The organism is Oxalobacteraceae bacterium OTU3CINTB1 (assembly GCA_024123955.1).
GTDB lineage: Bacteria > Pseudomonadota > Gammaproteobacteria > Burkholderiales > Burkholderiaceae_D > Rugamonas.
Genome location: CP099652.1, coordinates 5,667,590 through 5,686,065 on the forward strand (window position 1 = coordinate 5,667,590; position 18,476 = coordinate 5,686,065).

21 protein-coding genes are annotated in these 18,476 nt (G+C 61.3%); 14 read left to right on the plus strand and 7 right to left on the minus strand.

Annotation, left to right across the window (positions count from 1 at the left end; all coding sequences use genetic code 11):
• Positions 1–140 precede the first annotated feature (140 nt).
• Complete coding sequence (locus NHH73_24525) at positions 141–992, plus strand: hypothetical protein (GenBank protein USX25707.1); 852 nt, start codon at positions 141–143, stop codon at positions 990–992.
• Between the two features lie 191 nt (positions 993–1,183).
• Positions 1,184–1,378 (plus strand): hypothetical protein, encoded by a 195-nt coding sequence (locus NHH73_24530; protein USX25708.1) that lies wholly within the window; start codon positions 1,184–1,186, stop codon positions 1,376–1,378.
• Between the two features lie 95 nt (positions 1,379–1,473).
• On the opposite strand, the gene NHH73_24535 is transcribed toward NHH73_24530, so the two are convergent.
• Positions 1,474–1,713 carry a hypothetical protein gene (locus NHH73_24535; protein ID USX25709.1) on the minus strand — a complete coding sequence of 80 codons (240 nt, stop codon included), beginning with the start codon at positions 1,711–1,713 and terminating at the stop codon, positions 1,474–1,476.
• Between the two features lie 269 nt (positions 1,714–1,982).
• Positions 1,983–2,228, minus strand: a complete 246-nt coding sequence (locus NHH73_24540; protein USX25710.1) for a hypothetical protein — start codon at positions 2,226–2,228, stop codon at positions 1,983–1,985.
• A gap of 282 nt (positions 2,229–2,510) precedes the next feature.
• Between NHH73_24540 and NHH73_24545 the strand changes: the two genes are divergently transcribed.
• Positions 2,511–2,762 carry a hypothetical protein gene (locus tag NHH73_24545; GenBank protein ID USX25711.1) on the plus strand — a complete coding sequence of 84 codons (252 nt, stop codon included), beginning with the start codon at positions 2,511–2,513 and terminating at the stop codon, positions 2,760–2,762.
• A gap of 45 nt (positions 2,763–2,807) precedes the next feature.
• Here the strand turns inward: NHH73_24545 and NHH73_24550 are convergent, their stop codons facing one another.
• Positions 2,808–3,710, minus strand: coding sequence for an SDR family oxidoreductase (locus NHH73_24550; protein USX25712.1), 903 nt, complete (start codon positions 3,708–3,710; stop codon positions 2,808–2,810).
• A gap of 12 nt (positions 3,711–3,722) precedes the next feature.
• Between NHH73_24550 and NHH73_24555 the strand changes: the two genes are divergently transcribed.
• From NHH73_24555 to NHH73_24570, 4 genes are all read left to right on the plus strand, one after another.
• Complete coding sequence (locus NHH73_24555) at positions 3,723–4,751, plus strand: CDP-6-deoxy-delta-3,4-glucoseen reductase (protein USX25713.1); 1,029 nt, start codon at positions 3,723–3,725, stop codon at positions 4,749–4,751.
• A gap of 63 nt (positions 4,752–4,814) precedes the next feature.
• A complete protein-coding gene (locus tag NHH73_24560; GenBank protein ID USX25714.1) occupies positions 4,815–6,065 on the plus strand; it encodes an MFS transporter in 1,251 nt (416 codons plus the stop codon).
• The gene (locus NHH73_24565) at positions 6,062–6,730 is read left to right on the plus strand and encodes a DUF1345 domain-containing protein (GenBank protein USX25715.1); all 669 of its coding nucleotides are present in this window, start codon (positions 6,062–6,064) and stop codon (positions 6,728–6,730) included. The genes NHH73_24560 and NHH73_24565 overlap by 4 nt, the downstream gene beginning before the upstream one ends.
• A 70-nt stretch (positions 6,731–6,800) precedes the next feature.
• Complete coding sequence (locus NHH73_24570; protein USX25716.1) at positions 6,801–7,172, plus strand: HPF/RaiA family ribosome-associated protein; 372 nt, start codon at positions 6,801–6,803, stop codon at positions 7,170–7,172.
• A gap of 157 nt (positions 7,173–7,329) precedes the next feature.
• On the opposite strand, the gene NHH73_24575 is transcribed toward NHH73_24570, so the two are convergent.
• Positions 7,330–8,109: a helical backbone metal receptor gene (locus NHH73_24575; GenBank protein USX25717.1), complete on the minus strand. Its 780-nt coding sequence runs from the start codon at positions 8,107–8,109 to the stop codon at positions 7,330–7,332.
• A 153-nt stretch (positions 8,110–8,262) separates the two neighbouring features.
• Between NHH73_24575 and NHH73_24580 the strand changes: the two genes are divergently transcribed.
• Positions 8,263–9,243, plus strand: a complete 981-nt coding sequence (locus NHH73_24580; protein USX25718.1) for a GGDEF domain-containing protein — start codon at positions 8,263–8,265, stop codon at positions 9,241–9,243.
• Positions 9,244–9,258: 15 nt separating this feature from the next.
• On the opposite strand, the gene sbcB is transcribed toward NHH73_24580, so the two are convergent.
• On the minus strand, positions 9,259–10,701 hold the full coding sequence (gene sbcB / locus NHH73_24585) for an exodeoxyribonuclease I (protein USX25719.1): 1,443 nt from the start codon (positions 10,699–10,701) through the stop codon (positions 9,259–9,261).
• Between the two features lie 76 nt (positions 10,702–10,777).
• Between sbcB and NHH73_24590 the strand changes: the two genes are divergently transcribed.
• Positions 10,778–11,356 (plus strand): DUF5610 domain-containing protein, encoded by a 579-nt coding sequence (locus NHH73_24590; GenBank protein ID USX25720.1) that lies wholly within the window; start codon positions 10,778–10,780, stop codon positions 11,354–11,356.
• 119 nt (positions 11,357–11,475) lie between these two features.
• On the opposite strand, the gene pyrF is transcribed toward NHH73_24590, so the two are convergent.
• On the minus strand, positions 11,476–12,297 hold the full coding sequence (gene pyrF / locus NHH73_24595) for an orotidine-5'-phosphate decarboxylase (protein USX25721.1): 822 nt from the start codon (positions 12,295–12,297) through the stop codon (positions 11,476–11,478).
• 99 nt (positions 12,298–12,396) lie between these two features.
• On the opposite strand from pyrF, the gene NHH73_24600 reads away from it, so the two are divergent.
• The 3 genes from NHH73_24600 to NHH73_24610 all read left to right on the plus strand — a co-directional run bounded on the left by NHH73_24600 (position 12,397) and on the right by NHH73_24610 (position 14,803).
• Entirely contained in the window at positions 12,397–13,158 is a 762-nt protein-coding gene (locus NHH73_24600; protein ID USX25722.1) for an SDR family oxidoreductase, read from the plus strand.
• A gap of 322 nt (positions 13,159–13,480) precedes the next feature.
• Positions 13,481–13,873, plus strand: a complete 393-nt coding sequence (locus NHH73_24605) for a VanZ family protein (GenBank protein USX25723.1) — start codon at positions 13,481–13,483, stop codon at positions 13,871–13,873.
• Positions 13,874–14,260: 387 nt separating this feature from the next.
• The gene (locus tag NHH73_24610) at positions 14,261–14,803 is read left to right on the plus strand and encodes a hypothetical protein (protein ID USX25724.1); all 543 of its coding nucleotides are present in this window, start codon (positions 14,261–14,263) and stop codon (positions 14,801–14,803) included.
• A gap of 9 nt (positions 14,804–14,812) precedes the next feature.
• Here NHH73_24610 and NHH73_24615 read toward each other — a convergent pair whose 3' ends face one another.
• Positions 14,813–15,724, minus strand: coding sequence for a TraB/GumN family protein (locus NHH73_24615; protein ID USX25725.1), 912 nt, complete (start codon positions 15,722–15,724; stop codon positions 14,813–14,815).
• A 288-nt stretch (positions 15,725–16,012) separates the two neighbouring features.
• Between NHH73_24615 and NHH73_24620 the strand changes: the two genes are divergently transcribed.
• The gene (locus NHH73_24620) at positions 16,013–17,020 is read left to right on the plus strand and encodes an LLM class flavin-dependent oxidoreductase (protein ID USX25726.1); all 1,008 of its coding nucleotides are present in this window, start codon (positions 16,013–16,015) and stop codon (positions 17,018–17,020) included.
• A 262-nt stretch (positions 17,021–17,282) separates the two neighbouring features.
• A complete protein-coding gene (locus NHH73_24625; protein USX29700.1) occupies positions 17,283–18,461 on the plus strand; it encodes an MFS transporter in 1,179 nt (392 codons plus the stop codon).
• Positions 18,462–18,476: the final 15 nt, after the last annotated feature.

An 18,476-nucleotide genomic window follows, 5' to 3' on the forward strand; every position in this document is an offset into this window, starting at 1 on the left:
CGCTGGCTAGGAGAAGTCAGCGGATTGTAGGAATTTCCTCAGAAACATTGATAAATATCAAACGTGAAGAGCCAAAGTTAAGCAAAAATCAATTGCTTCGTAACGTTTTTTTAACCCGTATCAATCAAGAGGAGATGTCCATGAACGTCATCAACGCCCTGGATCTGGACCCAATCAAGGTCAAGCTGATGCATAAAGAATCCGGCGAAGGTTGGTCGCTGGAACATGTTAACGCTATCGAGCTGGAATACCGCCGCTTCCTGACGCTGATGAAAAAATACCCCCACGAACAGACCGCGCCGCTGGTCGACGTGGACACGTTCTGGCACTACCATATTCTCGATACGATGAAATACGCCGCCGATTGCGAGGCCGTGTTCGGCTACTTCCTGCACCATTTCCCGTATGTCGGCATGCGCGGTGAGGAAGACGAAGCGGCGCTGGCGCGCATCGGGCAGCGCATGAAGGAATTGTACGAAGCGGAATTCGGCGAGGACTATGTGCGTCCGGCAAAGCGTGCTTTCGAAGGCGCGACCCAAGCCAATGCCTTCTGCGGTTCGCCCGAAATGCAGGCCAACGCATTCTGCGGCTCGCCCGAGAAGCAGGCCAACGCCTTCTGCGGCTCGCCCGAAAAGCAAGCCAACGCCTTCTGCGGCTCGCCAGAAAAGCACGCCAACGCCTTCTGCGGCTCGCCAGAAAAGCAAGCAAATGCCTTCTGTGGCTCGCCTGAAATACACGCCAACGCTTTCTGCGGCTCGCCGGAAAAGCAGGCGAACGCCTTCTGCGGTTCCCCAGAGAAGCAAGCCAACGCATTTTGCGGCAGCCCGGAGAAGCAAGCCAACGCCTTCTGCGGCTCCCCAGAGAAACAAGCGAACGCGTTTTGCGGCTCTCCTGAAGAGAAAGTCGCTTTTTGCGGCAGCCCGGAAAAGGCAATAGCCGCCAAGGTCCCGAACCAGCCTGGCCTGTTCAGCGGCCGTCCGACCCTGAGCTAAAAAGCCACCGGCGGCCGGAGCACCAAGCGTGATCTGAACCAGGTAGGGCGGATTAGCGAAGCGTAATCCGCCATCTCCGGTCCGCCAACAACCTACGCGCTGCCGGCGTTGCCATCAACATAAGCAACACCAACCGGCGGCATGATTAAAAAAGTGGCATACTCTGAACTCCAACGTCCCGGGAGCTCATCATGGCCATCAATTCAGTCGCCTCAAACAGCGCCGCAGTCCAATCAACGCCGCCACCGCGCCAGGCGGAGCCGGTCCAGGCCGCGCCCAAGCCTGCCGAGCAAGCGGCGCCACCGCCGCCTCAGCAGGCAGCAACCGCGCCCACCGTCAACAGCAACGGCCAGCGCATCGGCACGACGATCAGTACGTCAGCGTAAAAGAACCCCGGCGGGGCCGATCAAAACCGGACCCACCTAAGACAACGGCGCGTTACCGTGAGGTGCGCGCCGTTGTCTTTTTTGTTGGTCGCCTATCAGGCCGCCATCAGTTCGCGCAGCTCGCGGATGCTGAAATCGCTGATCTCGTGCATACGGATCAGGATGGTTGCACCAATCGGGAGGGTATTGTGGCGAATTTTGCTGATGACTGGAGGTGCTACTTCCAGGGCGCGCGACAACGCAGCATCGTTTTTCAGTTGCAGCTTTTCGATGATGGCGTCGAGGACGCGGTTCGGATTGTAGGTCGGGGAGGCGGTGATTTCTTTGATAGACATAATGTTTAAGTAGGTTCGTGGCCGCTTTCGCAAAAAAACGACACATGGGTAAATAAAATTTTTAGCTCAATTACCAGTGAAGCACTACAAAACGCGAACTTTTATGCCGGTTTTTAGTGCCTAGCCGCGATAATACACGTTTTTGTTAACGAACGGCTAACCCGAGCTATTTTTGTGTGAGATTTTGATAGATTTTACACCCATTTCTTATGCTAGGAAGAAATTTGTTGCAAGAAAGGGTATAAAACATTGTAAAGTTTTGTAGCAACTCAGTTAGAGCGGCTGAGGCCGGAGGCCAGAAAACACCATTCGACGGCCATCAAGGTGGCCAGTTGCGCAATGGTGCTTGGCAGGAAAATGGTCGACGCCGATCCGAAACCCGGATTGCTGGACGAGCAGCCCCAGCCCAGTTGCCGGCGAATTTCTTCGGGCGTTGGCGGAGGACGGCGGGCGCACTCACGCAGCTGCATGTAGGCACGAACCTGCTCTTTCGTCGGATGCAAAGTGGCTGGCATACGCGAGCTCCTCTTAGTAATGACAACGATATCGCATCAAGCCCTGCTTTGTTTGATGCGCGTCAAGCAAGTCATCTTGATAGTTTGACACAGAAAGCTGACATAGGGCTTGCACTGGTATAAGTCTCCCTATCTTTTTACACCTTTTCGCCGAGCAACTACAAGCGGCACACCGCTACTATGTGCGGGTAGCAACGCTCGACATGATCTGGTCGTTTAAAATGACGTTTTTCCCGCCTCCGGCCGGACCGACAACCGCAATTCAACAACACTAAGGCGCTCATGACCTACGAAGAATTCCTCGATGAGGTAACCACCCTGCTACACGAGATCTACGACCTCGACGATGCGGCGGCGATCAAGCTGGTGGTTGACGCCCAGGACGCCGATTATTTTGTCGCGCACGACCACAAGGAAGAGATGCGCACGCTGGAACAGGCGAAGAAAGACGCCACCGCGCTCTACGAAGCGAAACAGAACCGCAATCAGACGCAACGCAAGCAGCAGTTGCGCAAGGTCCAGCAAAAGAAATAAACGGTAACCGGGCGGCCCGCCTTACACTCCCGCCGCCCGCCACCGTCACATCTGCGCCAGCATTCCCGCCACCGTCGGATAGCGCAGCCGCACGCCCAATTCCCGCTTGATGCGTCCATTGCTCAGCCTGCGCGATTCGGACATGAACGACAACAGCGCCGGGGTGATCACCTGTTGCAATTCCGCACGCGGCAAACGCGGCGGCCGTTGCATGCCGAAAGCGTCCGCCACCGCGTCGAAGTACTCCGCCATCTTCATGTCGCTGTCGTCGACCGCATGGTAGATACGGTTTGGCAAGCCACCAAACAGCGCGCTGACGATGATCGTGGCCAGGTCGTCGGCATGGATGTGGTTGGTATAAACGTCCTCGGCGGCCAGCAAGGCCGGCGTACCCTGTTGCAAGCGCTTGATCGGCAGCCGCTCGGCCCCATAAATCCCCGGCACGCGCAGGATGGACAAGTTCGAACCGGCACGCACCGCCCAACGCCGCAGCACGCCCTCCGCGTCGACACGGCGCGTGGCCCGGGGGTTGCGCGGCGCCACCGGACGGCTCTCGTCAAACAACGCGCCGCCACAGTCGCCGTACACCCCCGTGGTGCTGACATAAACCATGCGGCCTTGCTCAGGTAAAATGGCGGTCAGGTTACGCGTTCGCCGGTCCAGCGCGCCCTCGGCGGGCGGCGGCGCCAGGTGCACCACGTATTGCGCCAGTCCGGCCAGGCGCCGCAGGCTGGCGGGATGGTCGAGATCGGCCACCAGCGGCACGGCGCCCAGCGCGCGCAGTTCGGCGCGCCGCTCGGGCTGGCTGGTGGTGGCGAACACGCGGAAATGGCGCCGCAGCAGCGGCACCAGGCGCATGCCGACGTCGCCGCAGCCGACGATCAAAAGACGCGGCCGGTTGAATGCCTGGGAATGGTGTTTGTGATTGATTAGCTTGATGTTTTTCATCTGAAGGATTGTATGACGTTTCAAATTACTGTACAGCCTAGCGGCCACCAATTCAGCTGCGAGGAAGACGAAACCGTCCTGGCGGCGGCCATCCGCGCCGGTGTCGGCTTGCCCTACGGCTGCAAGAACGGCGCCTGCAGTTCCTGCCGCGGCAAGGTCCTGTCCGGCTCGGTGACGCACAAGGCGCACCAGGAGCGCGCGCTGAGCAAGGCGGACGAAGCGGCCGGCTACTCGCTGTTCTGCTGCGCCACCGCGCACGAAGACCTGGTGATCGAAGCGCGCGAGGTGGCCGGCAGCGACGACTATCCTATCCGCAAGATGCCCTCGCGCGTCGCGACGCTGGAAAAAGTGGCGCCGGACGTGGTCGTGATGACCTTGCAGCTGCCCGCCAACGAGACGCTCAAATTCCGCGCCGGCCAGTATATCGAATTCATGCTGCGCGACGGCAAGCGCCGCAGCTACAGCCTGGCGTCGCCGCCGGACCAGGACCAGCCGCTGGCGCTGCACATCCGCCACCTGCCGGGCGGCCTGTTCACCGACCAGGTGTTCACCACGATGAAGGAGCGCGACATCCTGCGCTTCGAAGGCCCGATGGGCACCTTCTTCGTGCGCGAGGATACCGACAAGCCGATGGTGCTGCTGGCCTCGGGCACCGGCTTCGCGCCGATCAAGGCCATCGTCGAGCACCTGCGCGCGCAGGACTCGCAGCGCCAGATGACGCTGTACTGGGGCGGGCGCCGCCCGCAGGACCTGTACATGGACGCGCTGTGTCGCCAATGGGAAGCGATCCTGCCCAACTTCACCTACGTGCCGGTGATCTCGGCCGCGCTGCCGGAAGACAATTGGAGCGGCCGCACCGGCTACGTGCACGCGGCCGTCATGGCCGACCTGCCCGACCTGTCCGGCCACCAGGTGTACGCCTGCGGCGCGCCGGTGATGGTCGACTCGGCCAAGCAGGACTTTGTCGCGCAATGCCGCCTGCCGGAGGAGGAATTCTACGCCGACGCCTTCACCACAGAAGCCGACATCAACAAACCGTAACAGCATCCAACCGGGAGCGGACTGGGATGCGGAGTCCCAGGACCCCGCTCCCAGAAAGCCCCAATGTCCGACAGTTCCGCCCCTTCAAGCGCTGGCAATGGCTTCAGCGTTCTGCGTCACCGCAACTTCGCACTCTACCTCAGCGCCCGCACCCTCGCCACCCTTGCCGTCCAGATGCAAAACGTCGCCATCGGCTGGCAGGTGTATTCGATGACGCACAATCTGTTCGACCTCGGCCTGATCGGCCTGGCGCAGTTCGCGCCCTTCCTGCTGCTGATCCTGATCGCCGGCCACGCCGCCGACCGCTACGACCGCCGCAACCTGATCGCCATCGCGCTCGCCGCCCAGCTGCTGTGCGGCCTGACCTTGCTGGCCTTTACCATGGCCGGCCTCAGTACCGTGTGGCCCGTGTTTGCCGTGCTGGTGCTGTTCGGCAGCGCGCGCGCCTTCATGGGGCCGGCCACGCAGGCGATCCTGGTCAACCTGGTGCCGCCGGAAAGCTTCAGCAAGGCCGTCGCGCTGAGCTCGTCGAGCTTCCACGTGGCCGTGATCCTCGGGCCGACCCTGGGCGGCCTGTTCTACCTGGCCGGGCCGAAAACGGTATATGTGATTTCCTCGGCGCTGCTGGTGGCCGCCGTGGTGATGATGTGCATGGTCAAATCGGTCAAGCAGCCGAGCAACCGCGAACCGGCCACCTGGCACACGGTGCTCGAGGGCCTGCGCTTCGTGCGCTCGCGGCCCGTGGTGCTGGGCGCCATCTCGCTCGACCTGTTCGCCGTGCTGTTCGGCGGCGCCACCGCGCTGCTGCCGGCGCTGGCGCACGACGTGCTGCACGTCGGCCCGACCGGCCTGGGCATGCTGCGTACCGCCCCGGGCGCCGGCGCCGCGCTGTGCTCGATCGCACTGGCCTTCTTCCCGATCACGCGCCGGGTCGGCATGTGGATGTTCGGCGGCGTGGCCGTGTTCGGCATGGGTACGCTGGTGCTCGGTGCCACCTCCACCTTCATTGTCGCGCTGGTGGCCTTGTTCCTGATGGGCGCCGGCGACATGATCAGCGTCTACGTGCGCCACCTGCTGGTGCAATACGAAACGCCGGACGCGATACGCGGACGCGTGAGCGCGGTCAACTCGGTGTTCATCGGTGCCTCCAACGAACTGGGCGAGTTCGAATCGGGCGTCACCGCCGGCTGGATGGGGCTGACGCGCGCCATCCTGTTCGGCGGCGCCGCCACCCTGGCCGTGACGGGACTGTGGGCCTGGCTGTTCCCGGTCCTGTCGCGCATGGACCGTTTCCCGCACGAGGATAAAAAATGACGCTCCTGTCGAAGTTCCTGCCCAAGATCGCACACAGCCGCCCGCACCTGACCCTGGCCGTCGTGATCGGGGCGGTGGTGCTGCCCTTGCTGCCCGGCCACTGGCGCTGGCTCAGCCGCGTGCTGACGGCGTGGGACGTGACGGTCTGGATCTACCTGGCGACGATGGGCTGGATGATGCTGCGTGCCGACCAGCACGACATCAAACGCGCTGCCTGCCGCCAGGACGAGAAGGGGCCGGTGATCCTGGCGACCTTGTCGATCGCCGTGATGATCAGCCTGGCCGCCATCGTTTCGCAGCTGACCACGCTCAAGGACGCCCCGCATGCCGATCTTGCGATGCACTACGGCTTCGTCGTGCTGACGTTGACAGGCTCCTGGTTCATGGTGGGCGTGATGTTCTGCTCCCATTATGCGCACCTGTATTACACCCACCCCGGCGGCGAACCGGCGCTCGGCTTCCCGGACCGCCACCTGAAGCCGAACTATTGGGACTTCCTGTATTTCTCGTTCACGATCTCGGTGGCGGTGCAGACCTCGGACGTGACGGTGCGCTGCCGGCGCCTGCGCAAGGTGGTGCTGGGCCAATCGGTGCTGTGCTTCTTCTACAACCTGGCGATTCTCGGTCTTTCCATCAATATTGCAGCGTCTCTCATCAACGGTTAGCTACTTAACGAGAACCTAAGGCAAAAAGGAGTAATATGGATTCGCAGTTCAACAACACAGGAGCAAGCATATGCAGATCAATATTAATTCCGACAAAACCATCGATCGCAACGCAGGTCTGGACGAGCATGTGCAATCAGTCGTGAGCAACGCGCTGCATCGCTTTGGTGAGCAGATCACCAGCGTGGAAGTGCACTTGAGCGACAATGTGGGTCAAAAATCAGTGGACGGCGACAACCGCGTCCTGATGGAAGCCCGGGTTACCGGATACAAGCCGATCGCCGTGAGCGATCACGCCGCCACCTTGCACCAGTCGATCGGCGGCGCCGCCGACAAACTCAAACGCGCGCTCGACAGCGCCCTGGGCCGCCTGCACGACAAGGACAAGCGCCACGCGGCCGATCCGGTCGTGGCCACGGCCGATACGGACGAAGACGAGTAATTCCGGCTTCGTACCGAGTAGCCCTCGAGGAGACACGTAGGACGGATTAGCGTAGCGTAATCCGCCATGCATGCGCCGTCGGCGGCTCAACGATGGCGGATTACGCGCTTCGCGCTAATCCGCCCTACGTAGTTCAGATTGGTTCACAGTGCATCGGCTATGCCTGGCTTAGCTCGCGCAAATACCGCAGCCCCTGCAGCGACCGGCTGCCATACCACGACATCATTTCCCCATCGACCAGCAGCACCGGTTTGCCCAGCTGCTTTTCCAGCGCAAACGCATGAGCCTCCGTGAATCGATACGGTTCGCTCGACAGCAGCACGCCGTCGACGCCGGCCACCAGCTCCGAAGACCACGCGAATTGCGGATACCGCACCTCGCCCATATCCGGCACGCTCCAGCCGATCTCCTCGAGCATGCGCGCGATATAGGTATCGCGCGAAATCGTCATCCACGGGTCCTGCCAGATGCAGTACAACATCGTCTGCGGCGGCCCTTTCGGCGCAGCCTGCAACAACGCATATTCCGCCTCGAACGCCGCGCACCAGCGCTCGGCCGCCTCGACTTTGCCGAACACGCCTCCCATCAAACGCGCCAGCGCCAGGTTATCGCGCGGCCGCATCGGATGGGTCACGACGATATTGGGAATAAACTCAGCCAAGGCCTCGACGGTCGGCTTTTCGTTCTCGTCGATGTTGACCACCAGATGCGTCGGCGCCAGCTTGCGTATCTTTTCAATGTTGACATCCTTGGTGCCACCCACCTTGGGAATGGCTTGCACAACATCGGCCGGATGGATGCAGAAACCGGTGCGTCCCACCAGCTGCTGCGCCAACCCGAGATCGCACAGCAGCTCGGTAATCGACGGCACCAGCGAGACGATGCGCGCATTCGGTTCCGCCGGGTGCTCGGTGCCGAGCGCATCGATATAAGTCATAAGGTTTTCCGTCTTGATAGCAATGGCAATATTGAAGCACTCCACACCACAACGCGCAACAACTACGTGACCCGGCCCCCTCGTTTGGGTATGATGTTTGAGTGTCATAAGAATGCCTGCCAGCACAAATCGCTGCGCCATTGAAAGATTATCTTGAAACAAATCAGCACCTTCGGCGCCTCCAGCCACCAGATCGGCGACTTGCAGTTGTTACGCAACGCGAATGACGACGCCGCCATCGCCAAATTGCTGGCGCACTGCCCCGTCATGCGGCTGGAAGCGGACGAAGCGGTCACGGACTCGAGCAAGGCGCGGCTGTATATCGTGCTGCGCGGCGCGCTGTCGGTGGCCACCGACACCCGCACCGGCATGGCCGACGGCACGGTCAGCAAGATCCTGCCGGGCGAAAGCGTGGGCGAGCAATCGGTGCTCGACGAGGAAGCCAATTTGTCGAGCATCACCGCGCTGGAGGAAAGCGACGTGCTGGTGATCGAAGCGGAGATCGTCTGGCAATTAATTGACGAATCGAACGTGCTGGCGCGCAATCTGCTGCGCCTGTTGTCGTTCCGCATACGCGCCGCCAACGCGCAGTTGCGCCGGCGCCAGAAACTGGGCGAGTTCTACCGTCAGCTATCGATGATCGACGGCCTGACGGGCCTGTACAACCGCGCCTGGCTCAACGATTTGCTGCCGACGATGATCACCACCGCGCACGGCTCGAATTCGCCGCTGGCGCTGATCATGATCGATCTGGACCACTTTAAACGTTTCAATGACAGCCATGGCCACCTGGCCGGCGACCAAGCGCTGCGCTCGGCCGCGCAGGTGCTCAGCGGCGCGCTGCGCCCGACCGATTTCGCCGTGCGCTACGGCGGCGAGGAAATGATGGTGCTGCTGCCGGACACGCAGCGCAAAGTGGCGCTGGCGGTCGCCGAACGCTTGTGCGAGCGGATGCAGCAAGCGGTGGTGTTCAGCGACATGCGCGCGCCGCTGCCGCACATCACCGCCTCGTTCGGCGTCGCGATATTGCAGCCCCACCAGAACGAACAAGACCTGATCGCCGCCGCCGACGCCGCGCTGTACCGTGCCAAGGAGCTGGGCCGCAATCAGGTGGTGCAGGAAGAGCTGGCGTAATCCGCCAGGCTCCGCCTACTGCGCCGGAGCGATCAACTCCACGTACTCGTAGAGCTCGGCCAGAATCTGCTCGGCCCGCTCATCCGCATCCTGCTGCAGATGATCGATCTCGCCGAAGAACTGATCGATACTGCGCGCACCGCCGGCCCCATCGTAAAACCGCGCCGCCCGATGCTGCTCCCAGTGCTCCATCTCCGGCTCCGACAAAGTCTCCGGGAAATTGCGCGCGCGATACCGGAACAGCAATTCCACCAGGCGCGGATCGTCGAACGAAGGCGAAGCGACCGCCAACTTCGCCGGCGCCTCCTTGCGCAGGGACTCCAGCAGACGGCGATCTTCCTTGCCGATAAAACCGTTATACAAATCCTCGTCGACATCGAGTTCCGCGCCGGGCGGACGATAAAACACTTGCTCCCACTCGATATCCATATTGCGTCCGGCGGCAGCCAACGCGGCGAACGCCTTGCCCTGCTCCAGATCGATCCCCCACTGCGCGGCCATGGCCGGCGAGAGCGTCTTCAGGTTGGACACCAGCATCGGCGATTTGTTCAGATGGATGCTCTTGACCGGCAAACGCGACATGCCTTCCGGCAGCGCGTCGGCGCGCGTGAAGATGCGCGTGCGTATCGTGTCCGCATCCAGCGTGAACAACTCGGTCGGATCGTAGGTGCAATCCCAGACGATGACTTCGTTCTTGTTGGTCGGATGCGTCGCCAGCGGCCACACCAGCGCGATGCAGCCGCGCTCGGCCGGGAACATACCCGACACGTGCAGGAACGGCGCGCGCAGCTGCGGCGCCAGATGCATGCCGATCTCGTCGGCCACGCGGTCCTTCTTGTGCAGCGCGAAGCAAAAGTCGAACAGTTTCGGCTGTTTCTGCTTGATCAGGCGCGCCAGCGCGATGGTGGCGCGTACGTCGGACAGCGCGTCGTGCGCCGCCTCGTGCAGCAGGCCGTTGGCCTTGGCCAAATCTTCCAGCCGGAAGCTGGGCTTGCCGTCGGCCTTCTTCGGCCACTCGATGCCTTCCGGACGCAGCGCATAGGTCATCCGCACCACATCCAGCAGGTCCCAGCGGCCGCACTGGTTCTGCCATTCGCGCGCGTATGGGTCGATCAGGTTGCGCCAGAACATGAAGCGGGTGATTTCATCGTCGAAACGGATCGTGTTGTAACCGACGCCGACGGTGCCCGGCTTGGAAAACGCCTGCTCGATGGTGGCGGCGAACTGATGCTCGGGCACGCCCCATTCCAGGCACTGCTGCGGCGTGATGCCGGTGATCAGGCAAGATTGCGGATCAGGCAAGAAGTCATTGGCCGGCTTGCAATACAACATGATCGGATCGCCGATCTCGTTGAGGTCGGCGTCGGTGCGGATCGCGGCGAATTGCGCCGGGCGGTCGCGACGCGTCTGCGCGCCAAAAGTTTCGTAGTCGTGCCAGAGAAAAGTCTGTGTGGTCATAGAGGCGCATTCAGGGGTGCTACAGTTATTCTAAAAACTGCCGATAATTCAATGGTATTCCAACCGGAGCAACATCATGGCTACTCCCGTCTCAGTCACATCAGGCAGCACGGCCGCCAAGGCCGCACCACTCCAGGCGAAGGACGTCCAGGCCAAGGACGAGAGCACGATGTCGGTCGGCGCCAAGGCCAAGGCGCAACTCAACGCTTCCATCGTACAAGCTTCTTTGACGGTATCGTTGAAATCGTCCAACGATCCGATGTCGGTCGTGCTGAAAACGGCGCTGACCGGCATTAACGAGGCGCTCAAGGACCAGTTCGGCGACAACGCCATCCAGAACGCCATGTCGCAGGACAATACGCCGGAAGGCACCGCGAGCCGCATTGTATCGCTGTCGACGGCATTTTACGATGCGTTCAAGCAGCAGAACCCGGGTGTGGATGAGGAGACGTTGCTCAACAAGTTCGTCGACACCCTGAAAAAGGGTGTCGACCAGGGCTTCGGCGAGGCGCGCGACGTGCTGGAAGGATTGAAGGCACTCGGTGGCGAGGTCGCCGGCAACATCGACAAGACCTACGAATTGGTGCAGAAAGGGTTTGAGGATTTCATCGCCTCGCGCCTGGCGAAGCCGGCCGAGGAAACAGAAAAACCGTAGGGCGGATTAGGCGGAACGCCGTAATCCGCCATTGCATGCGTCTCGGCGGCGCACGCAATGGCGGATTACGCTGCGCTAATCCGCCCTACGTGTCTCCCCGAACTGCACGCTCCATGGCCTCAACCGCGATGCAAATTGATCGCGTCGCGCGTCTCCAGCGCCACGCGGCGCGCTGCCGAAGCGAAATCCTCACCGGCCTGCGGCGCGGCGTACAAAATCGCGCGCGACGAGTTGATCATCATGCCGGCGCCAGCCGCCGTCTTACCGGACTTGACCGTGGCCGCGATGTCGCCGCCCTGGGCGCCGATACCCGGCACCAGCAATGGCATATCGCCAACGATCGCCCTCACCTGCGCCAGTTCCTCGGGGAAGGTCGCGCCCACCACCAGCGCGCATTGACCGTTGGCATTCCACTTTTCCGCCACCAGACGCGCCACATGCTGATACAGCGGCTTGCCGTCGACGTTCAGGAACTGCAGATCCGAACCGCCCGCATTGGAGGTACGGCACAGCACGATAATGCCGCGATCGGCCCACTCCATATACGGCTCCACCGAATCCGAACCCATATACGGGCTGACGGTGACGGCGTCGGCACCGTAGCGGTCGTAGGCTTCGCGGGCATACTGGCGCGCCGTGGCGCCGATGTCGCCGCGCTTGGCGTCCAGGATCACGGGGATATGCGGATAGTTCTCGCGCGCATAGGCGCAGATTTTTTCCAGCTGGTCTTCCGCGCTGAGCGCCGCGAAATAAGCGATCTGCGGCTTGAACGAGCAGGCCAGGTCGGCTGTCGCGTCGATGATCTCGCGGCAGAAATGATAAATACCTTGCGGGTCGTTCTGGAACTGGACCGGCAGCTTGGCCATGTCCGGATCCAGGCCCACGCACAGCAGGGAGTCGTTGGCCGTCCACGCGGCAGACAATTTGTTGATGAAATTCACGACGCACCTTTTAATCTGTTGCAAACCCTCTATTGTAACGCGCCCCCACCGGGCTGTTAGAATTTGCGCTCCATCCCAGAACGCTCAGAAAGCACTCCTATGAAATTATCCCAAAAAGTCGCGATCGTGACCGGCGCCACCCAAGGCATAGGCTTGGCGTGCGCCCAACGCCTGATCACCGAAGGCGCGAAAGTCATGCTGGTCGATATCAAACCGGAGGGCGAGCAAGCCGCCGCCGCGTTGGGCGAACAGGCCCGCTTCTTCGCCGCCGACGTCAGCCAGAAGGCCGATGTGGACGCGCTGGTCGCCGCCACCATGGCCGCTTTCGGCCGTATCGACATTTTGATCAACAACGCCGGCGTCACCCACGCCGCCGACTTCCTCGACGTCACCGAGGACGATTTCGACCGTGTCCTGCGCATCAACCTGAAATCGATGTTCCTGTGCGGCCAGGCGGTCGCGCGCGAGATGGTCAAGCACCAAAGCGGCTGCATCATCAACATGTCCAGCGTCAACGCCGAACTGGCGATCCCGAACCAGGTGCCGTATGTGGTATCCAAGGGCGCGATCAATCAGTTGACCAAGGTAATGTCGCTCAACCTGATCCCGCACGGCATCCGCGTCAACGGCATCGGTCCCGGCACCATCCTGACGGAACTGGCAAAGAAGGCAGTGATGTCCAGCCCGGAAGCGCGCAACACCATTTTGTCGCGCACGCCGATGGGCCGCTGCGGCGAGCCGGAGGAAGTCGCGTCGATCGCCGCCTTCCTCGCCAGCGACGACGCCAGCTATATGACCGGGCAAACCTTGTATGTGGACGGCGGCCGGCTGGCCTTGAATTACACCGTCCCCGTCAAATAAATGGCGATAAATACAGAGTTATGCGCCTGCCTGATGTCTGGTATCTGAAACAACAATTAGACACATATCTGGTGGAGTCCCATAATTACACCTGTCTCCACTATTCTCCTCCAAGAAAATAGTTTTAAGCCCGCTTTAACCAGCGGGCTTTTTTTTGCCCTTTTTTCGCTCGTATTGTGTTTTGTCATAGCCGCGTCATATTGCCGCCCTATACTCATTACATCTTAAGTACATGCAACCGATAGGCATGACTGAAGAAAGGTGCACCGGGAACCCGGTGCACCACTCCCCATTTCTCGCAGTGCGTGGTATTGTCTGGTTTATGATCAAGCAACTACTTCTGACTTCATCGCACGCCAAACTGCGCTACCGAACCGCCATCTTCCTGTATCTGCTGATTCTGATCTTCGGCTCGATTCCCGGCGCCCGCAAGGATATCGGCGAGGTCGCATCCGGCGTCATCCTGCACTCGATGGCGTACGCCGGCCTGGCCTTCCTGATCTTTACGGGCGGCACGGGCAGCCCGATGCAACGTGCAGGCAAAGCCGTGCTCACCATCGCGGCCATGGGCGCCGTGGACGAGGTCGTGCAAAGCTTCCTGCCCTACCGCCACGGCGCCATTTCCGATTGGCTGGTCGACTGCAACGCCGCCATCCTGACTTCGCTGGTCATGTGGGCCTTGTGGACGCGTTTCCGTATCCAGACGCAAACTTAAGGTTGGGGCTGACATCAGCAGGGCTGACATCGGCGGAAAAGCTTCTCCCGCACCCGGTCGCCGATTCCACATCCAAACGCATTTGCTGCAATTGCTCGGCTTGGGCCGCGCGTACCAGTCCGTGCAATGCATGAGTGAGCAAATGCCTGCAGCGGGGATCCTGCTTTTCCCCACAGGCTAGAGTGATTAACTCTTCGATAATAGTGTCTGTCACGCGCGTCAACATATCGATGTCCTTTAAAGTGATACCGAACAATTATTGTCTGCGGGTAGCATGTTTCAATTGATGTACATCAATTGTGACGGGATAGGCAGGAACAAATAAGCATCGCGTCGCTCTCACCCAAGTGGCTGGCCCACTTTGATTAACCAACGGGGAGGCGAAAAATGTACATCACTAAGCAAAATAAATGGGTTGCAGTTTTATGCATGGCGGCGGTGGCCGGGTGCGCTTCGGACGGGACGTCCGACAGTTCGTCGAGTGCCAACACTGGCTATACGGCGCCGGGCACCACGGCAGCGTCCAGCACTGCCGGAACCAGCAGTCCAAGCAGTACCGGAACCGGGGAAACCGGCAGCAGCACCGCGGGAACCGGGACCGGCAGCATGGGGAGCACAGGCAGCACGGGGGCGATGGGCAGCGCCGGCACGACGGGCGGCATCGCGAGTGCCGGAGACACCAGCTCCGCGCAAACCTCGTATGGAACAGTGCAATCCATTGACCAGATGCAGCGTCAGGATGTTGGCGCTGGCGCAGTGGGCGCCGCGGCGGCAGGTGGCGCCATGGGCGGTTCGCCAACCGACCGCGTATACCGCGTCACCGTAAAGATGGACGACGGCAGCAGCCAACTGGTGGTGGTCGACTCCATGCCTGGCTACAAAATAGGTGACCGGGTCCGCTACAACAACGGCACCCTCACGCCGTATTAATACAGTTGCTTAATACAGCTGTTCGACCTGATAGCCGCGCCGCTTGAGCAACTGCGGCAGGCCATCATCACCCACCAGATGCAGCAGGCCAACGCCGACAAAGGCGACTTTGTCCTGCTGCATGATGCGCTCGATATTGGCGGCCATTTCAGGGTTCCGTTTGCCCAGCAGTACGCGCTGCATGAAGCCGGCGGAGATCGAATCGCCGGTGGTGGCCGATTGCCACGCGGCCTTGATGCCTGGCGCGTCGGCTGAACTCCATGCGTCGATCAACGCCTTCGATTTTTTCAGCGACGAACCGCTCGCCAGATCGGCCAGGCTTTCCACCAAATACTGCTCTTGCTGGCGCGCGTCCAGCATGTCGAACAGGCCCAGCTGATATTCCGCGCTCTCCAGTTCCTGCACGCTCTTGTCCTGCTTCTGCGCGGCGGCCAGCAGCGCGTATTCCACCGCCTGACTGCGCTGGAATCCATGCGTATCCAACTCCGTCCCGACCAGCAGATTGGCGATCAGCCATGGCTTGTAGTGCTGCACCGATTGCAGCGACAAGCCAGCCTTGGCCAAGGCGGCGACCATGTTGTTCAAGGTGGCCGGGCTCAGGTGGTTCTGCACGATGTCGCCGTCCGGATAACGGCCATGACGCGCCAACGCCTTCTGGAAAGGCAAATCCTGACGAATATCGAGCTCGAGGACCAAGGTATTAGAATCGAGCAACGCCCGCGATGCCTCGGCATCGAGCGGATAAAAACCGTCCTTGCCGACATGAATGGTGCCAAACAAATAGCTGACTTTGCCTTCATGGGTGATGCGGTACAGCTGGCCACGGCGCTGCGAACTCGTCTCGCTCACGCCGGCGGCAAATGCCGCCTGGCTGACAAGGCTGAGCAACAACGCAAACATGATGACAAGTTTCTTAGGCATGCGAATTCCCGACGATAGCAGGAGATGCCATCGAAATAACATTATTTAAGAGGGATGGGAGCAGCTCGGCGTGGCGCTTTACTGTTTCCTATGGTAAATCAGGAAAGCGTTGGAGAAAACTTTTTTGTGACATTTGGCGCCCGTGTCGGCAAATTAAACACACTTAAATAGCAGGGAAATAATAAAAAAGCTGTGCAAATATAAATATATTGGCGCTTTAACACGGTAAAACCACATGCGCGCCAAGGGCTTCATTGAAACCTGTGGGGTTGGCCCGATATATTATTCATGATTCCATTTTCCATACTCGACCTCGCCCCGATCGCCGAAGGCAGCAGCGCTTCCGCATCGTTCCGCAACACACTCGACCTCGCCCAGCACGGCGAGCGTTGGGGTTATCAGCGCTACTGGCTCGCCGAACACCACGGCATGCCGGGCATCGCCAGCGCGGCGACCGCGGTGGTGATGGCGCATGTGGCCGGCGGCACATCGACCATCCGCGTCGGCGCCGGCGGCATCATGCTGCCCAACCACGCGCCGCTGGTGATCGCCGAGCAGTTCGGCACGCTGGAAGCGCTCTACCCCGGCCGCATCGACCTTGGACTGGGCCGCGCGCCCGGTTCCGACCAGATCACGGCGCGCGCACTGCGCCGCACCCTGGAAACGGACGCGGACGCTTTCCCGCAGGACGTGTTGGAGTTGCAAGATTACATGTCCGATGCGCCGCGCCAGCGCGTGCTGGCCGTGCCCGGCAAAGGCGCCAAGGTGCCGCTGTGGATACTGGGTTCCAGCACCTTCGGCGCGCAATTGGCCGCGCACATGGGTTTGCCGTTCGCCTTCGCCTCGCACTTCGCGCCACAGATGATGATGCAAGCGCTGACCTTGTACCGCGCCAACTTCCAGCCGTCGGCGCAACTGGCCAAGCCTTATGTCATGCTCGGCTTCAACGTCTTCGCCGCCGACACGGACGAGGAGGCACGCCTGCGCGCCACCTCGATGCAGCAAGCCTTTGTCAACCTGCGCACCGGCAAGCCGTCACGGCTGCAGCCACCGCAACCTGGCTATCTCGAGTCGCTGGGCCTGCCCGAACGCGCGATGCTGGACTCCGTGCTGTCGTGCAGCGCGATCGGCGCGCCGGAGACGGTCGGCCGCCAGTTACAGGAGTTCATCAACCGCACCGGCGCCGATGAGCTGATGATCACCTCGCAGATCTTCGAGCACGAGCACCGACTCCGTTCATACGAAATCACGGCCGAGGTGCACCAGTCGCTGAAGCGCGCAGAGGCGGGTATTTAAGGCCACGGGTTGTAGATTTCACGGGGATCCACGTAGGGCGGATTAGCGCAGCGTAATCCGCCATGCATGCGCCGTCGACGGATCATAGATGGCGGATTACGGCGTTCCGCCTAATCCGCCCTACGTGTATTCAGGGCATAGCTCGGTCCGAAAAATCAATCACGCTCAGCAGCATTTTGCAATCGCCGGTAAAATCGCGGCCTGCAAAATGAAGGAGCGTCACGTGAGCCAGTCCCACGCCCAGCAAGATCTTTCCCCCGGCATGGTCTGGCTATTCGCCGTCGCGACCGGTCTGATCGTCGCCAATCTGTATTACGCGCAAACCCTGATCGGCCCGATCGGCCGCGCCACCGGCCTCGCCCCCAGCGCGGCCGGCCTGATCGTCACCCTCACGCAAGTCGGCTATTGCGTCGGACTGCTGTTTATCGCCCCGCTCGGCGACCTGGTGGAAAACCGGCGCCTGATCTTCATCGCTTTGCTGACCAGCGCGGTCGCCTTGCTGGCCACCTCCGCCATCAGCGATCCGACACTGTTCCTGCTGGCCGCCTTTTGCATCGGCCTCGGCACCGTCGCCGCGCAAATCGTCGTGCCGTTCGCCGCCCACATGTCGCGGCCCGAAACGCGCGGCCAAACAGTCGGGAAGGTCATGAGCGGCCTGATGATGGGCATCATGCTCGCCCGTCCCGTCGCCAGCCTGATCGCCGACGCCTTGAACTGGCATGCCGTGTTCCTCATCTCCGCCGTCACCACCACCGCCCTCGCCTTCCTGCTGCGGGCCCGGCTGCCGCAGCGCCATCCGAACTCCGGCCTGCGCTACTTTGAGCTGCTGGGTTCGATGTGGCACCTGCTCAAGAGCACCCCGATCCTGTGCCGGCGCGCCGCCTACCAGGCCTGCATGTTCGGCGCCTTCAGCCTGTTCTGGACCAGCGTATCGCTCGAGCTGACGGGGCCGTACTTCCACCTCAGCCAGACAGGCGTCGCCATTTTCGCACTGGTCGGGATCGCCGGCGCGGTTGCCTCGCCGATCGCGGGCAAGCGTGCCGACCAGGGTAAAAGCCTGTCGACCACGTTCATCGCGTTCGCGCTGGCGGCCATGGCGTTCCTGCTGCCGCTGGCGATACACGCCGACCGCATCGTCGACCTGGGCGTGCTGGTGCTCACTTCGATCTTGCTGGACATGGGCGTCTCGGCCAGTCTGGTGACGGGGCAGCGGGCGATCTTCGCGCTGCCTGCGGAGATCCGCGCGCGCCTGAACGGGCTCTACATAGCGCTGTTCTTCATGGGCGGCGCGATCGGCTCGTCGCTGGGCGGCTGGATGTTCGCCGCGCACGGATGGCGCGGCGTGTTGTGGGCGGGCTTGGTGTTCCCGCTGGTGGCGCTGTTCGTGTTCGCCAGCGAGCCCGGGGTCAGGTCCACTTTTTCTACACGGGCTGATCGCTAACGGCCCGCGCGGGCT

What these genes read in the sequence shown, in the direction of transcription:
- NHH73_24590 (USX25720.1), top strand. Translation starts at nt 10,778, where the DNA reads ATGGCTACTCCCGTCTCAGTCACATCAGGCAGCACGGCCGCCAAGGCC.
- NHH73_24570 (USX25716.1), top strand. Translation starts at nt 6,801, where the DNA reads ATGCAGATCAATATTAATTCCGACAAAACCATCGATCGCAACGCAGGT.
- NHH73_24600 (USX25722.1), top strand. Translation starts at nt 12,397, where the DNA reads ATGAAATTATCCCAAAAAGTCGCGATCGTGACCGGCGCCACCCAAGGC.
- NHH73_24550 (USX25712.1), bottom strand. Translation starts at nt 3,710, where the DNA reads ATGAAAAACATCAAGCTAATCAATCACAAACACCATTCCCAGGCATTC.
- NHH73_24610 (USX25724.1), top strand. Translation starts at nt 14,261, where the DNA reads ATGTACATCACTAAGCAAAATAAATGGGTTGCAGTTTTATGCATGGCG.
- NHH73_24605 (USX25723.1), top strand. Translation starts at nt 13,481, where the DNA reads ATGATCAAGCAACTACTTCTGACTTCATCGCACGCCAAACTGCGCTAC.
- NHH73_24545 (USX25711.1), top strand. Translation starts at nt 2,511, where the DNA reads ATGACCTACGAAGAATTCCTCGATGAGGTAACCACCCTGCTACACGAG.
- NHH73_24525 (USX25707.1), top strand. Translation starts at nt 141, where the DNA reads ATGAACGTCATCAACGCCCTGGATCTGGACCCAATCAAGGTCAAGCTG.
- NHH73_24535 (USX25709.1), bottom strand. Translation starts at nt 1,713, where the DNA reads ATGTCTATCAAAGAAATCACCGCCTCCCCGACCTACAATCCGAACCGC.
- NHH73_24530 (USX25708.1), top strand. Translation starts at nt 1,184, where the DNA reads ATGGCCATCAATTCAGTCGCCTCAAACAGCGCCGCAGTCCAATCAACG.
- NHH73_24620 (USX25726.1), top strand. Translation starts at nt 16,013, where the DNA reads ATGATTCCATTTTCCATACTCGACCTCGCCCCGATCGCCGAAGGCAGC.
- NHH73_24615 (USX25725.1), bottom strand. Translation starts at nt 15,724, where the DNA reads ATGCCTAAGAAACTTGTCATCATGTTTGCGTTGTTGCTCAGCCTTGTC.
- NHH73_24625 (USX29700.1), top strand. Translation starts at nt 17,283, where the DNA reads ATGGTCTGGCTATTCGCCGTCGCGACCGGTCTGATCGTCGCCAATCTG.
- NHH73_24560 (USX25714.1), top strand. Translation starts at nt 4,815, where the DNA reads ATGTCCGACAGTTCCGCCCCTTCAAGCGCTGGCAATGGCTTCAGCGTT.
- NHH73_24575 (USX25717.1), bottom strand. Translation starts at nt 8,109, where the DNA reads ATGACTTATATCGATGCGCTCGGCACCGAGCACCCGGCGGAACCGAAT.
- NHH73_24565 (USX25715.1), top strand. Translation starts at nt 6,062, where the DNA reads ATGACGCTCCTGTCGAAGTTCCTGCCCAAGATCGCACACAGCCGCCCG.
- sbcB (USX25719.1), bottom strand. Translation starts at nt 10,701, where the DNA reads ATGACCACACAGACTTTTCTCTGGCACGACTACGAAACTTTTGGCGCG.
- NHH73_24540 (USX25710.1), bottom strand. Translation starts at nt 2,228, where the DNA reads ATGCCAGCCACTTTGCATCCGACGAAAGAGCAGGTTCGTGCCTACATG.
- NHH73_24555 (USX25713.1), top strand. Translation starts at nt 3,723, where the DNA reads ATGACGTTTCAAATTACTGTACAGCCTAGCGGCCACCAATTCAGCTGC.